The sequence below is a fragment of the Amaricoccus sp. genome, from assembly GCF_047602525.1.
GTDB lineage: Bacteria > Pseudomonadota > Alphaproteobacteria > Rhodobacterales > Rhodobacteraceae > Amaricoccus.
The window spans coordinates 1,596,251-1,610,675 of the sequence record NZ_JASGHB010000001.1; the positions used below are offsets into that span (position 1 = coordinate 1,596,251).

At 70.3% G+C, this 14,425-nt stretch carries 10 protein-coding genes and 1 pseudogene; 2 read left to right on the forward strand and 9 right to left on the reverse strand.

Annotated elements, in window-relative coordinates; all coding sequences use genetic code 11:
* The first annotated feature begins 103 nt into the window (after positions 1–103).
* Positions 104–1,348, forward strand: a complete 1,245-nt coding sequence (locus QM699_RS08440; RefSeq protein ID WP_415010709.1) for an aromatic ring-hydroxylating oxygenase subunit alpha — start codon at positions 104–106, stop codon at positions 1,346–1,348.
* A 4-nt stretch (positions 1,349–1,352) separates the two neighbouring features.
* Complete coding sequence (locus tag QM699_RS08445) at positions 1,353–2,435, forward strand: 2Fe-2S iron-sulfur cluster-binding protein (RefSeq protein WP_415010710.1); 1,083 nt, start codon at positions 1,353–1,355, stop codon at positions 2,433–2,435.
* Positions 2,436–2,438: 3 nt separating this feature from the next.
* Here the strand turns inward: QM699_RS08445 and QM699_RS08450 are convergent, their stop codons facing one another.
* The 9 genes and pseudogenes from QM699_RS08450 to acs form a co-directional block, all read right to left on the reverse strand.
* On the reverse strand, positions 2,439–3,170 hold the full coding sequence (locus QM699_RS08450) for a 3-keto-5-aminohexanoate cleavage protein (protein WP_415010711.1): 732 nt from the start codon (positions 3,168–3,170) through the stop codon (positions 2,439–2,441).
* A 75-nt stretch (positions 3,171–3,245) separates the two neighbouring features.
* Positions 3,246–5,387: an exonuclease domain-containing protein gene (locus tag QM699_RS08455; RefSeq protein ID WP_415010712.1), complete on the reverse strand. Its 2,142-nt coding sequence runs from the start codon at positions 5,385–5,387 to the stop codon at positions 3,246–3,248.
* Positions 5,384–5,749 (reverse strand): response regulator transcription factor, encoded by a 366-nt coding sequence (locus tag QM699_RS08460; RefSeq protein ID WP_415010713.1) that lies wholly within the window; start codon positions 5,747–5,749, stop codon positions 5,384–5,386. Before QM699_RS08460 ends, QM699_RS08455 begins: the two co-directional genes overlap by 4 nt.
* Positions 5,731–8,421: an ATP-binding protein gene (locus QM699_RS08465; RefSeq protein ID WP_415010714.1), complete on the reverse strand. Its 2,691-nt coding sequence runs from the start codon at positions 8,419–8,421 to the stop codon at positions 5,731–5,733. The genes QM699_RS08460 and QM699_RS08465 overlap by 19 nt, the downstream gene beginning before the upstream one ends.
* Positions 8,421–8,609 carry a hypothetical protein gene (locus QM699_RS08470; protein ID WP_415010715.1) on the reverse strand — a complete coding sequence of 63 codons (189 nt, stop codon included), beginning with the start codon at positions 8,607–8,609 and terminating at the stop codon, positions 8,421–8,423. Before QM699_RS08470 ends, QM699_RS08465 begins: the two co-directional genes overlap by 1 nt.
* Positions 8,606–10,108: a putative nucleotidyltransferase substrate binding domain-containing protein gene (locus QM699_RS08475; RefSeq protein WP_415010716.1), complete on the reverse strand. Its 1,503-nt coding sequence runs from the start codon at positions 10,106–10,108 to the stop codon at positions 8,606–8,608. The genes QM699_RS08470 and QM699_RS08475 overlap by 4 nt, the downstream gene beginning before the upstream one ends.
* Positions 10,109–10,124: 16 nt before the next feature.
* A pseudogene (locus tag QM699_RS08480) lies at positions 10,125–11,844 on the reverse strand (cation acetate symporter).
* Positions 11,841–12,149 carry a DUF485 domain-containing protein gene (locus QM699_RS08485; protein WP_415010717.1) on the reverse strand — a complete coding sequence of 103 codons (309 nt, stop codon included), beginning with the start codon at positions 12,147–12,149 and terminating at the stop codon, positions 11,841–11,843. Before QM699_RS08485 ends, QM699_RS08480 begins: the two are co-directional and overlap by 4 nt.
* Before the next feature lie 180 nt (positions 12,150–12,329).
* Positions 12,330–14,282 carry an acetate--CoA ligase gene (gene acs / locus QM699_RS08490; protein ID WP_415010718.1) on the reverse strand — a complete coding sequence of 651 codons (1,953 nt, stop codon included), beginning with the start codon at positions 14,280–14,282 and terminating at the stop codon, positions 12,330–12,332.
* Positions 14,283–14,425: the final 143 nt, after the last annotated feature.

The following is a 14,425-nucleotide window of genomic DNA, read 5'->3' on the forward strand; positions in this document are numbered from 1 at the left end:
CCTTGCGCGAGGAGCGCCGATTTCCGACGATCCCGGACAGGTCCAGCCGACCCGGCCCGCAACCCCGATCCGCCGCGGCGGAATGACGAAGGAAGCCAGACCCATGGTGTCGCAGGAGACGGCGCTCAACCTGATCGCCCAGCGCAAGCCCGACCATGCCCTCGACCGGCTGCTCTACACCGACCCCGGCACGCTGGCGCTCGATCTCGCGGAAATCTATTACCGCGACTGGCTGTTCGCGATCCCGGCCTGCGAGATCCCGAAGACCGGCAACTACGTCACCGTGCAGGTGGGCGAATACCCGGTCGTCATCGTCCGCGGCGCCGACGGCAAGATCCGCGCGTTCCACAACTCGTGCCGCCACCGCGGCAGCCGGGTCTGCACGTCGCTCAAGGGCTCGTCGCCGAAGCTCGTCTGCCCCTATCACCAGTGGACCTACGAACTCGACGGCAAGCTGCTCTACGCCCGCGACATGGGGCCGGACTTCAAGCCGGCCGACCACGGGCTGCGCCCCGTCGCCTGCGAGGACGCCGCCGGGATGGTGTTCATCTGCCTCGCCGACACCCCGCCGGACAATTCGGCCATGCTCGAGACCGCGCGCCGCTACCTCGCGCCGCACCGGCTGAACGACGCGAAGATCGCCTACGAGTTGACGATCATCGAGAAGGGCAACTGGAAGCTGGTGATGGAGAACAACCGCGAGTGCTATCACTGCGCGGGCTCGCATCCCTCGCTCTGCCGCACCTTCCCCGATCGCCCCGGCTATACCTCGATGGACGAGCACGGCAACGTCGAGCCGCTGATCGCCAAGCACTGGGAGAAGTGCGAGGCGGCCGGGATGCCGTCGCGCTTCCACCTGAACCCGGATCACCAGTGGCGCTTCGTGCGCATCCCGCTGCTCGGCGCGGGCGAGAGCTTCACGCTCGACGGCAAGGCGGCGGTGCCGACCAAGCGGCTCTCGACCGCGCCCTTCGCCGATGCCGGCTCGCTCCTGTTCTTCCACTATCCGAACAGCTGGAACCACTTCCTCGGCGATCATGCGACGGTGTTCCGCATCCTGCCGATCAGCCCGACCGAGACCGAGGTCACGACCAAGTGGCTCGTCCACAAGGATGCGGTCGAGGGCGTCGACTACGACCTGAAGAACCTGACTCAGGTCTGGATCGCCACGAACGACGAGGACCGCGCCGTGGTCGAGGAGAACCAGCGCGGCGTGAACTCGCCCGCCTTCGTGCCCGGCCCCTATTCCCGGATTCAGGAGGATGGCGTGATCCAGTTCGTCGACTGGTACTGCGCCACGATGACGAACCGCCTCGGCGGCGACAGCGCCCGTCTTGCGGCGGAGTGACGGCATGAGCCTCGATCTCGTTCCCCGGCTCGGCGGCGCCCAGCCCTGGAAGGACAGCGAGCCGCTGGAATGCGTCTCGGTGGTGCCAGAGGGGCCGAACACGGTCTCCTTCTCGTTCCGCGCGCCGTCGGGCGCGTGGTTCGACTACCGGCCCGGACAGTTCCTGACGCTGGAGCTGCCGGTGCCGGGCGGCACCGTCCATCGCACCTACACGATCAGCTCCAGCCCGTCGCGGCCGCTGTCGATCACCCTGACGGTGCGGGCCCAGCGGGACAGCATCGGCACGCGCTGGATGCTCGACCACCTGCGCGAGGGGGTGCGGATCCGCGCGATCGGCCCCGGCGGCATCTTCGTCCCGGACGTGCCGGCCGACCGCAAGCTGCTGCTGATCTCCGCGGGCTCCGGCGTCACGCCGATGATGGCGATCACCACCTATCGCTGGGATCTCGGCGGCCAGCCCGACATCTGCTTCGTCAACTGCGCCCGCCGGCCGAGCGAGCTGGTGTTCCGCAAGCGGCTCGAACACATGGCGACCCGCGTGCCCTCGATCAAGCTGCACTTCGTGGTGGAGCAGGACGACCCGCACGATGCCTGGACCGGCTATCGCGGCACGTTCAACCAGCTGATGCTGGGGCTGATGGCGCCGGACTATCTGGAGCGCGAGGTCTACTGCTGCGGGCCGGAGCCGTTCATGCAGGCCGTGCGCGACATGCTGATCGGCTTCGGCTTCGACATGGACCACTACCATCAGGAGACCTTCACGGCCCCGGTGCTGACGCCGGCCGACGCACCGGTGCTCGACGACGTGGTGCCCTCGGCCGAGGCCGCCTCCGAGATCGTCTTCGCCCGCAGCGGACAGGTGATCACCTGCACCGAGACCGACACGATCCTCGCGGTCTCGCGCCTCGCCGGCCTCAACATCCCGTCGGGCTGCACCTTCGGCGTCTGCGGCACCTGCAAGACGAAGAAGCTGTCCGGCGAGGTCCACATGGTCCACAACGGCGGCATCTCCGAGGACGACATCGCCGACGGCTACATCCTCGCCTGCTGCTCGCACCCGATGGGCAAGGTCGAGATCGACGCCTGAGGCTCAGGCGGCGGCCCGCTCCGCGAGGATGCGCGCCGCCGCCGCGACCATCGCGGCGTTGCTCGCCGCCAGAACGCCGCCGGGCAGCACGCAGCTGTCCTCGAAGCCGACGCGCGTGGCGAGGCCGCGCTCGGCGGCCATCTCGACCATCGGCCAGGTGCAGGCATCATCGCCGTGCAGCAGCACGGGCAGCTTCACGCCCGCGGCCGCCAGCACGTCGAGGATCGCCTCGGCCTCCTCGGCCGCGGTCTGTGCGTCCTCGGCGGTCATCTCCACCAAGACGCGCAGGCAGTAGCGCGGCATCCGGCCGGAGACGAAGCGCCGCGCCGCGGCTTCGGTCCAGACGCCCGCCTCGATGCCGACGCCGCGCGCCTGCATCAGCCCGACGATCGCCTCCGCCTCCGGCTCGTGGACGTTGACCGACACATAGTCGGGCAGGACCGTCCAGCTCCGCATCGGCACCAGACGGGCGGTGCCGCCGGGCGGGATCCAGGCACCCGTGGACACCCCGACCGGCATCTCCGGCACCGCGGCCCGCACCGCCTCGATCGCCGCGCCCACGTCGGCCGCCGCCAGCGACTCGCGCCCGAGGGCGTTGCGCGGATGAATGTACAGCGCCTCGGCCCCCGCCTCGCGCACCGCGACGGCATCGCGGGCCAGCGCCTGCGGCGTCAGCGGCAGGGCGGGATGGTAGCGGGCGGATCGTCCGCCATTGAGACAAGCTTGCAGGCGCATGTGGCAATCACACCAGAAGGCGCGTTGATCGGCAAGACGCCCGCGTGCCCGGCCGCCCCGCCACGGCGGCAAGGCCTAGTAGCGCAGCCGGGCGAATGGGGAGCCCGCCGAGGCCGCCCGAGCCTCGCCGAGCGTCACAATCCCCCGTTCGCGGAGCAGCGGCAGCAGCTTGAGGAAAACCGCCGCGGTGGTCCGCGCGTCGCCTGCGGCGGAATGCCGCGCCACCACAGGCACCCCCAGCCGGGCCGCGATCGCCTCGAGCGCATGGCTCTCTGCGTCGGGCTGCGCGACGCTGGCGAGGAGCAGCGTGTCGAGGACGGGCTGGTCGAAGCGGACGCCGGTGGCGGCCTCCTTCAGCGCGAGGAAGCGCATGTCGAAGGCGACGTTGTGCCCGACCAGCACGGTGTCGGCGGCAAAGGCGTGCAGCGCCGGCAGCACCTCACCGATCCGCGGGGCGCCGCGCAGCATCTCCGGCCGGATGCCGTGGAACGGGATCGACGCCTCGGGAATGCTGCGGTCCGGGTCGACCAGCTGGTCGAAGGCCTCTCCGTCGAGCAGGCGGCCGTTCAGGATGCGGACGGCGCCGAGCTGGATGATCTCGTCGCCTCCCGCCGGATCGAGCCCGGTGGTCTCGCAGTCGAACACCGTGCAGGCCAGCCGGTCGAGCGGGCAGGCATCGAGCCCGCGGTGGCCCTCCGTCCCGGACAGGAGGTCGAAGTCGTAGTAGACGGGCCGGTCGCCCGTCGCCGCCTCGTCGCCGCCGGCCGCCGCGACGGGCAGCATGAAGCGGAAGAGCGGGTCCCCCGCGGCGTCGCGCGCGAGCCAGAGGCCGCCGCCGTGGCGCTCGGCAACCTCGCGCGGCGTCGGGGTGCCGGGGCCGGACATCGGCGCGTCCTGCCAGCCGGCGGCCGTGACCTCCCCGCTGCCGTCGCTCCAGGCCAGATCGAGATGCGCCCACGCCCCTGCCGGCGCCAGCCGCAGCTCCACCCCGGCCCCGACGGCCGCGAGGCGCCGGGCGAAGCCGGCGAGCGCCTCGGACAGGCCGAAGCTGTCGGCCCGAAGCCAGATGCCCGCGTCGACCGGCCCGCGCCCGGGCGCCCGGCCGGTCGCCACCTCGATCCGGCGCGCGGCCGCCTCGATCAGGTCGGTGCCGAGGATGTCCTGCAGCGGCCAGCGGCCGCCCCTGTCGCGCTCGGCGGCCCCGGCCAGTTCGGCGAGGCGGCTCCCCATCGCCGCCACCTCCTCGCGCACCACTGCGTGAAACCGCGCCCGGTCGGCGGCGGCGAGGTCGGGATAGTCGAGCATGTCGAGCGCCGCCTGCACGCTGCCGAGCGCGGCGCGGCTGCGCTCGGTCAACGCGAGCAGATGCTGGTCGCGCCGCTCTTCGGCGGCCTGCTCGGCGGTGATGTCGGTGAGCATCAGCACGAATCCGGTGGCGGCCCCGTCGTCCGGCCGCACCGGCGCGAGGCTCGCCTGCAGCAGCGTTCCCTTGCCCGCCTGGGTGACGAAGCGCGCCACCGGCCGCGCTTCGCCGCGCGCCACGCGCCGCTCCACCGCGTCGCGGGCGTGGGCGATGACCGCCCGCTCGATCGCGGCATGAATCGATCGGCCGAGCCCGATCAGCTCGCTGCCGCCCGCGATGTCGGGCGCTGACGACAACCGGCGAAACAGCGCGCGGGCCCGGTCGTTGTAGAGCAGGATCCGGCCGTCGAGATTGCAGACGACGACGCCCTGCTCCAGCTCGGCCATGAGCGCGGCAAGCTGGTCGCGGTCTTCCGCCGCCTTGCGGCTCGCCGCCTCGACCATCCGGGCCATGTCGTCGCGCAGCGCCAGACGCTCGGCCGCGATCGCGTTCACCGCCGCTGCCAGTCCGCCGGTCGCCGCCGGCAGCGCCGGCGCATCCGGGTCGGCCGCAAGCAGCCGCGCGGCGTCCGCGGCCTGCCGGACCGGCGCGAGGCGGGTGCGGTCGAGCCGCACGACCGCCCAGGCCCCGAGGCCGGCCGCGACCAGCCACCAGCCGAAGACCAGCGCGCCGTGGCTCGCGGCGAGGGGCGCGAGCGCGGCATCGACCGCGGCCCGCGCCGGCGCATCGAGGCTCGCGCGAAGCAGCACCACGCCGAGGCCCAGCCACACCGCGAGCAGCGCCCCGGGCAGAAGCGCCGCGGCGGCGAGCCGCGGCCCCGCGCCCATGGCGGCAAGCCGCTGCCCCGGGCTCACGCCAGCATGTCCCGCACCTTGGCCACCAGATCGCGCGTGGAGAAGGGCTTGGTCACGTAGGCATCCGCCCCGGCCCCAAGCCCGCGCGCCACGTCGGTCTCGCGCCCCTTCGCCGTCAGCATCAGGATCCGGGTCTCGCGCACGCCCGCGTCTGCGCGCACCGCCTCGCACACGTCGAAACCGGTCATCCCGGGCATCATCGCATCGAGCAGCACCAGCGACGGCCGCTCGCGGCGGATCATGTCGAGCGCCTCGATGCCGTCGCGGGCCACCAGCACGTCGTAGCCCTCGCGCTTCATCATGAAGCTCAGCGACACGACGATATTCGGCTCGTCGTCAGCGATCAGCACCTTTGTGCCCATTCTTGTCCCCCCCCGGGCCGCAGTGGCAGCCGGAAGGCGAAGCATGCGCCGCGCCCCGGTTCCGATTCCAGCCACATCCGCCCGCCGAGATGATCCACGATCTGCCGGCTGATCGGAAGGCCGAGTCCGGTCCCCGCCGGACGGGTCAGCGCATCACCCCCCTGGCGGAACTTCTCGAAGACCGTCGCCTGGTCGGCGAGCGGCACGCCGGGGCCGTTGTCCGCCACCTCGACGACGAGAGCGTCAGGCTCCGGCCGCAGCCGGACCTCGACGCGGCCCCCGGCATCGGGGACGAACTTCGCCGCGTTCGAGAGCAGGTTGAGCATCACCTGGGTCAGCCGGTCCGGATCGGCGCGCAACGTCGGCACCGTGTCGGGCAGGGCCAGATCCAGACGGGCGCCGCGCTCGCGGAACAGCTCCGAGACGGCGCGCGCGGCGTCGAGGATGATCGTGCGCAGGTCGACGTCGGTGCTGTGCCATTCGGCGTGGCCCGACTCGATCTTCGCGAGGTCGAGCACCTGATTGACCAGCCGCCCCAGCCGCTCCGTCTCGGACACGATGATCCGCAGGAACTCGTCGCGCTCCGCCGGCCCGATGTCCGGGGTGTCGCGCATCACCTCCGACAGCGCTCGGATCGAGGTCAGCGGCGTGCGCAGCTCGTGCGTGACCGACGACATGAAGTCGTCCTTCAGGTGGTCCAGCGACTTCAGCGCCTCGTTCGCCTCGCGAAGCTCCACCGTCGCCGTCTCGAGCGCCCGGGCATAGCCGCGCAGCTGCGAGGACTCGCTCACGATCTCGAACACGTCCTCGACGGAGAGCGGCTCCTCCTGCGCGACCGAGGCCACCATCACCCGGGCGGAGGCGGTGCCGACGGCGCCGGCGATCTGCCGTTCCACCCGGTCGACCAGCCGCGCGTCCGCCACCAGATCCGGCACCGGCACCCCCGCCTCCGCCGCGTGCTCGTCGAAGATCGCCTCGGCCCGCGCCGGCCCGAGGAAGCGGCCCGCCAGCGCGCGCAGATCGTCGAGCCGCGCGCGCCCGCGCCAGAACACCGGCTCCGCCCCCGGCCGGCGGAACACGTCGACATAGAGCAGCGCCTGGCTCGCCTCCCGCGCCGACGGCTCCCGGGCGAGCGACAGGCCGACATAGAGCCCGACGTTGGCGAACAGGCTCCAGAACAGCGAGTGCGTGAGCGAGTCGAGCCCGGTGAGACCGAACAGCCGCTCCGGCGCAAGCAGCCCGATCCCAAACGGGCCTTCCGTGACGAAGCCGGCCGGGATCCACCCCGACTTTGCCACCGACGGCAGCATCAGGGTGTAGGTCCAGACCGCGAAGCCGGCGACGAGCCCCGCGATCGCCCCCGCCCGCGTGCCGCCGCGCCAGTAGATGCCGCCGATCAGCGCCGGCGCGAACTGCGCCACCGCCGCGAAGCTGATGAGCCCGATCGAGACCAGCGCATAGGCTTCGCCCGCCACGTGGAAATAGAGATACCCGAGCATCAGCACGGCGACGATCGCCGCCCGCCGGACATTGAGGATGACCCGCGTCAGATCCCCCTCGCCCAGCCGGCCGACCCGCAGCAGCCCGGGCATGACGAGATCGTTGCACACCATGGTCGAGACCGCCACCGTCTCGACGATCAGCATCCCCGTCGCCGCCGACAGCCCGCCGAGGTACGCGAGCAGCGCCAGCGCGGGCGCCCCCTGCGACAGCGGCAGCGACAGGACGAACGTCTCCGGGTCCGCGTCACCGAGCAGCAGCAGCCCGCCGATGGCGATCGGCAGCACGAAGAGGTTGATGAGCAGCAGATAGGCCGGGAACAGCCACGCCGCCCGCCTGATGTGCCGCTCGTCGACGCACTCCACCACCATCACCTGAAACTGCCGCGGCAGCAGCAGCACCGAGACCGCCGAGAGCGCCGTCAGCGCGAACCACTGGGCGTGATCGAAGCCCGCACCGCCGAGCTGCATCAGGCGGGCGAGATCCGGCACCGCCTCCGCCCGCGCCCAGATATCCGCCATGCCGCCGAACAGCCCCCAGGTCACGAAGCCGCCGACCACGAGGAACGCCACCAGCTTCAGCGCCGACTCGAAGGCGATCGCCGCGACCATGCCCTCGTGCCGCTCCGCCACGTCGAGGTGTCGCGTGCCGAAGATGATCGCGAAGGCCGCAAGCGCCAGCGCCACGTAGAACGTCCCGTCGCCGAGCCAGCCCGCCGCGTCGCCGCCGTGCCCGGTCAGCACGCGATACCCGGCCTCCACCGCCTTCAGCTGCAGCGCGATGTAGGGCACGATCCCGACCACGGTGATGAGCGTGACCAGCGCCGCGAGGCCCGGGCTCTTGCCATAGCGACCGGCGATGAAGTCGGCGATCGAGGTGATCCGGTAGGTCCGCGCGATCCGCACCATCTTGCGCAGGACGACCCACGCCACCAGCATCGCGAGCATCGGCCCGAGGTAGATGGGCAGGAACCACACGCCCCCCGTCGCCGCCCGCCCGACGCTGCCGAAATAGGTCCAGGCGGTACAGTAGACCCCCCAGCTCAGCGCATAGACCGCGGCGCTGTCGATCACCGAGCGCCCGTCGGCCGCACGCCGGTCGCCCCAGGCGGCAACGAGGAACAGCGCCAGCAGATACCCCGCCGAAGCCCCGAGCACGAGCGCCGGCGACATCACCGCTCGCTCACCAGCGCGAGCAGCACGACGAGCCCGGCCCAGATCCCGAACAGCGCCACCGGCAGCAGCGGCAGCCCGAACACCGTGGCGTCCTGCCCCCAGACCGCCAGCAGCGGAAAGTTGAAGAGCGCGATCCCCGCGCCGCAGAGCGCGACCAAGACCTGCGCCCGCGGCCGCTCGCTCACAGCGCGTCCAGCCGGTAGTGCGTGGCGAGCCACGCCTTGAACTGCCGGACGATCCCGAGCGACTCCTTCAACGCCTGCCGCTCCAGCGTGCCGAGCTGGCCGAGCCGCACCAGATTGTCCGGCGGCCGCCCGCCGGCGATCTGGGTGAGGTTGCTCGCGAGCTTCAGCCGCATGAGACAGTGCAGCGCGTCCAGGAGGTCACGGGCGAGATCATGGCCGATCCGCCCCGCCGCTTCCAGCGCCTCGAGCCGGGCGGCGGTGCCGAGCGCCTCGATCCCCGCCTCGAGCGCCAGCGCGCGCACCCCGTGGACCACCGGGAACAGCCCGAGCTTCTTCAGGTCGACCTCCGCCGCATCACGGCCGCGCAGTCCCGGCAGCCGGCGCCACCAGCCGCCGCCCTCGGACCCGAACTGCTCGATCGCCGCGGCGAAGCGCGCGTTGAACGTGGCGCTGCCCGCGACCAGCAACCGCAGGTGCGCCCGCAGCTCCGACAGGAGCTCCGGGTCGCCCGCCACCACCGCCGCGTCGAAAAAGATCGCGAGGTTCATCGGGCCATCGCCGTCCGCCCCTTGCGTCCAGTCGAACAGTGCCCCGCGGAACCCCGTCACGCTCTGGCACCACAGCGGCCGGCTCAGCATGATCCCGCCCGGGCAGGGCGGATAGCCGAACTCGACCAGCGCCGCGGTGAACGCCGCCGTGACCGCATCGATCTGCGGGCAGGCGAACCCGTCGCGCAGGATCAGCGCGTTGTCCTGATCGGTGCGGATGATCTGCTCGCTGCGCCCCTCGCTGCCCATGACAATGAGGCAGCTGTTGCGCTGCAACTCCGCGGGCGCCAGCAACTCCCAGAGCCGCCGGAACACGCGGCGGTTCAGCCGGCCGACGAGCCCCGCGATGTTCTCCACCCGCACGCCGTCGGCGTGAAGCACCTGGATCATCGCCTCCACCTGCCGTGCCGCGCTGGCCAGCTCGGAGACGTCCTCCGCCTGGTCGACCCGCAGGACGATCAGCTCGGAATGGTTCGCGATCAGCCCCATCAGCTCCAGCTGTCCGAGCACGCCGACGATCTCGTCACCGTCCTTCACCAGCACCCGGTGAAAGCCGTGACGCAGCATCAGGAGCAGCGCGTCGAACAACTCGTCGTCCACCGAGACCGCGAGCGGCTCGAACACCGCCACCTCGCGCACAGCCACCTCTGCCGGCGGCCGCCCGAGCAGCAGAGCGTCGCGCAGGTCGGTCGTGGTGAAGATGCCGATCCGGCCGGCGTCGCGCACCAGCGCCCCGGTGCGGCCGCGCTCCGCCAGCATCCGGCAGAGCGTCACGAGATCGGTGCTGCCGTCGACGTAGACCGGCATCCGGAGCGCCGCCTCGCGCACGCGGCTCGCCATCAGCGCCAGGAACTCCCGCCGTTCCGGCGGCAGGAGGCCCGAAGCGCCTCCGGCCCGCCCCGGACGGGACGGGCCATCGGCGATGCGATCGGGCGGATTCGTCGGAGACATGATCCGCCCTCTCCCTTCAGTGCGACGAGGCCTGCGCCGCGCCGATGCCGGTCTCGGATCGGACCTGCTGGGCGACGAAGCCTGCCCGGTCGATCTTCGCCCGCGGGCTGTTGTCCATCTTGGACACCAGCCAGATCGCGAGGAAGGCGAGCGGCATCGAGAAGATCGCCGGCGAGGTGTAGGGGAAGGGCGCCGAGCCGACCGGATGGCCGAGCGTCGCTTCCCAGACCGACGGCGACAGCACCGTCAGCACCACCGAGGAGATGAGGCCGAGGAAGCCCCCGACGACGGCGCCCTTGGTCGTGCAGTCCTTCCAGAGCACCGACATGAACAGCACCGGGAAGTTGGCGGACGCGGCGACCGCGAAGGCCAGCGACACCATGAAGGCGATGTTCTGCTTCTGGAAGGCGATGCCGAGGACCACCGCGACGATGCCGAGGCAGATCGTGGTGATCCGCGAGATGCGGAGCTCGCTGGCGCTGTCGGCCTTCCCCTTCTTGATGACCGTCGCATAGAGGTCGTGGCTGACCGCCGAGGCGCCGGAGAGCGTCAGGCCCGCCACCACCGCGAGGATCGTCGCGAAGGCCACCGCCGAGATGAAGCCGAGGAAGACGTTGCCCCCGACCGCATGGGCGAGATGGACGGCCGCCATGTTGTTGCCGCCGACGAGCTTGCCGTCCGCCGTCAGGAACTCCGGGTTCGTCAGCACGAAGGTGATGGCGCCGAAGCCGATGATGAAGGTCAGCAGGTAGAAATAGCCGATCCAGGTCGTCGCCCACATCACCGACTTCCGCGCTTCCTTGGCGGAGGGCACGGTGAAGAAGCGCATCAGGATATGCGGCAGGCCGGCGGTGCCGAACATCAGCGCCATGCCGAAGCTGATCGCCGAGATCGGATCCTTGATGAAGCTGCCCGGGCCCATGATCGCCTGACCGGCGGCGCTTGCCTCCTCCGGCGTCTTGCCGGCGGCGGTGGCGATGTCGGTCTTCACCTTCACCGCGTCGGCGAACATCGCCTCCGGGCTGAAGCCGTAGTGATAGAGCACCATGAAGCCCATGAAGCTCGCGCCGGCGAGCAGCAGGCAGGCCTTGATGATCTGCACCCAGGTGGTGGCGGTCATGCCACCGAAGAGCACGTAGACCATCATCAGGATGCCGACGAGCACGACCGCGATCCAGTAGTCGAGCCCGAACAGGAAGCTCGATCAGCGAGCCCGCGCCGACCATCTGTGCGATCAGGTAGAAGGCGACGACGACGAGCGTGCCCGAGGCCGCGAAGATGCGGACCGGCGTCTGGGCAAAGCGGAAGGCGGCGACGTCGGCGAAGGTGAACTTGCCGAGGTTGCGCAGCCGCTCCGCCATCAGGAAGGTGAGGATCGGCCAGCCGACGAGGAAGCCGATCGAATAGATGAGGCCGTCGAAGCCCCCGGTCATCACCGCGGCCGAGATGCCGAGGAAGGACGCGGCCGACATGTAGTCGCCGGCGATGGCGAGGCCGTTCTGGAAGCCGGTGATGCCGCCGCCGGCGGTGTAGAAGTCGGCCGCCGACTTTGTCTTGGCCGCCGCCCACTTGGTGATGAACAGCGTCATGGCGACGAAGGCCGCGAACATGACGATGGCGGTCCAGTTCGTCGCCTGCTTCTCGACGCCCTGGATGACGTCGGCGGCAAAGGCCGCGCCGGGCGCGAGGCCGAGGGCGGCGAGGCCGCCGGCCCGAAGGATGGTCGTCCGGCTCACTTCAGCGCCTCCCGCTTGATCTTCTCGTTCAGCTCGTCGAACTCGCTGTTGGCCCGGCGCACGTAGATGCCGGTGACGAGGATGGTGAAGACGATCACCCCGAAGCCGATCGGAATGCCCCAGGTCATCACCCCCTCGCCAATGCGCGTGGCGAGCAGGCCCTTCTGGAAGGCGATGAGCAGGATGAAGCCGTAGTAGACCACCAGCATGGCGATCGTCAGCGTCCAGCCGAAGCTCGAGCGCCGACTTTTCAATGTCTGATAATTCGGGTCTGCGACGATGCGCTCTACGAGGGGGGTTTCCATCTTCCATCCTTCTGTCGGGTACTTGTCGGTCTGGCCGCCGGGAACGCCAGAGTACACGTGCCCCGGCGCGTTCACGAAGATTTCGAACTCGTGAACGCCAGATTCTTTTATTATGTTCTTTCAGTGTCCTGCCCATGATTTCACGCGTGAAATCATGGGCAGGGTCTCAGGCACCGCGCCTCACGCCCGGTTCATCCTGTTGTCGATGAGGTCGTCGACGACGGTGGGGTCTGCGAGGGTCGAGGTGTCGCCGAGGGCGGCATAGTCGTTTTCGGCGATCTTGCGCAGGATGCGGCGCATGATCTTGCCGGAGCGGGTCTTGGGCAGGCCCGGGGCCCACTGGATCAGGTCGGGGCTGGCGATCGGGCCGATCTCCTGGCGCACCCAGGCGACCAGTTCCCTGCGCAGCGCCTCGGTGTACTCCTCGCCCGCCATCAGCGTGACGTAGGCATAGATCCCCTGGCCCTTGATCGAATGCGGGTAGCCGACGACGGCGGCCTCGGCGACCTTCGGATGGGCGACCAGCGCGCTCTCCACCTCCGCCGTGCCCATGCGGTGGCCCGAGACGTTGATCACGTCGTCGACCCGGCCGGTGATCCAGTAGTCGCCGTCCGCGTCCCGCCGGCAGCCGTCGCCGGTGAAGTAGAACCCCTTGTACTGGCTGAAGTAGGTGTCGACGAAACGCGCGTGGTCGCCCCAGACCGTGCGCATCTGCCCGGGCCACGAGTTGGCGATGCAGAGCACCCCCTCGCACGGGTTCGCGGTGATCTCCGCCCCGGTGCCCGGCTCGAGCACCACGGGCCTCACCCCGAAGAACGGCTTCGTCGCCGAGCCGGGCTTGGTCGGGATCGCGCCGGGCAGCGGCGTGATCAGGATGCCGCCGGTCTCGGTCTGCCACCAGGTGTCCACGATCGGGCAGCGGCCCTTGCCCACCACCTCGTCGTACCAGTTCCACGCCTCCGGGTTGATCGGCTCGCCGACCGAGCCGAGGATGCGCAGGCTCGAGAGGTCGTGGGCGTCCACCCACGCGCGCCCCTGGCCCATCAGCGCCCGGATCGCCGTCGGCGCGGTGTAGAAGATGTTGACCCTGTGCTTGGCGCAGACCGACCAGAACCGCCCCGCGTCCGGCCAGGTCGGCACCCCCTCGAACATCAGCGTCGTCGCCCCGTTCGCCAGCGGCCCGTAGACGATGTAGCTGTGCCCCGTCACCCAGCCGACGTCCGCGGTGCACCAGTAGATGTCGCCGTCGTGGTAGTCGAAGACGTACCTGTGGGTCAGCGCGGCATAGGCGAGATAGCCGCCGGTGGTGTGCACGACGCCCTTCGGCTGGCCGGTCGAGCCCGAGGTGTAGAGGATGAACAGCGGGTCCTCCGCCGCCATCGCCACCGGCGCGCAGTCCGCCTCGACGCCCGCCATCGCCTCGTGCAGCCAGATGTCGCGGCCCTCGGTCCACGCGATGTCGCCGCCGGTGCGCCGGACCACCAGCTGCTTCACGCCCGAAAGCCCGGCGAGCGCCTTGTCGGCGTTGGCCTTCAGCGGCGTCCGCCGGCCGCCGCGCGGCGCCTCGTCGGCGGTGACGACGAGCTTCGCGCCGGAATCCTCGATGCGCGAGCGCAGCGCGTCGGGCGAGAAGCCGGCGAAGACGATCGAGTGGATCGCGCCGATCCGGGTGCAGGCGAGCATCGCATAGGCCGCCTGCGGGATCATCGGCAGGTAGAGCACCACCCGGTCGCCCTTGCCCACCCCGAGGGACAGCAGCACGTTGGCGAGCTTCGAGACCTCGGCGTGCAGCTGCCGGTAGCTGATGTGCTCGGCGACCTCGGGGTCGTCGCTCTCCCAGATGATCGCCGTCTGCTCGCCCCGCGTCGCGAGATGCCGGTCGATGCAGTTCGCCGAAACGTTGAGCCGGCCGTCCTCGAACCACTTGATCGACACGTCCGGATACGCGAACGACGTCTCCTTCACCTTCGTGAACGGCGTCATCCACTCCAGCCGCTCCCCCTGCTCCCGCCAGAACCCCTCCGGATCCTCAACAGAACGACGGTACATCTCGACGTAGCCCGACGCGTCGATGTGCGCGTCGCTCAGCGGCCGCAGGACGGCATCGGTCGATCTCTGGTCATCTGCTAGCATGTGATCTCCTCCGCGAGGTCGTTTTCCGGCGGCACGCCGAGCCTCATTGCCCCCATCGTGGACGCGTGAAGTCAATCAATCAACAAGCATCTGTTATATCTGAATATTTTTGTTAATATTAATACCTTTCGATATGCTATCCT

Bases quoted from the DNA above. Each gene is read 5' to 3' on its own strand.
- QM699_RS08440 (WP_415010709.1), top strand. From the start codon at position 104: ATGGTGTCGCAGGAGACGGCGCTCAACCTGATCGCCCAGCGCAAGCCC.
- QM699_RS08445 (WP_415010710.1), top strand. From the start codon at position 1,353: ATGAGCCTCGATCTCGTTCCCCGGCTCGGCGGCGCCCAGCCCTGGAAG.
- QM699_RS08450 (WP_415010711.1), bottom strand. From the start codon at position 3,170: ATGCGCCTGCAAGCTTGTCTCAATGGCGGACGATCCGCCCGCTACCAT.
- QM699_RS08460 (WP_415010713.1), bottom strand. From the start codon at position 5,749: ATGGGCACAAAGGTGCTGATCGCTGACGACGAGCCGAATATCGTCGTG.
- QM699_RS08465 (WP_415010714.1), bottom strand. From the start codon at position 8,421: ATGTCGCCGGCGCTCGTGCTCGGGGCTTCGGCGGGGTATCTGCTGGCG.
- QM699_RS08475 (WP_415010716.1), bottom strand. From the start codon at position 10,108: ATGTCTCCGACGAATCCGCCCGATCGCATCGCCGATGGCCCGTCCCGT.
- QM699_RS08485 (WP_415010717.1), bottom strand. From the start codon at position 12,149: ATGGAAACCCCCCTCGTAGAGCGCATCGTCGCAGACCCGAATTATCAG.
- acs (WP_415010718.1), bottom strand. From the start codon at position 14,282: ATGCTAGCAGATGACCAGAGATCGACCGATGCCGTCCTGCGGCCGCTG.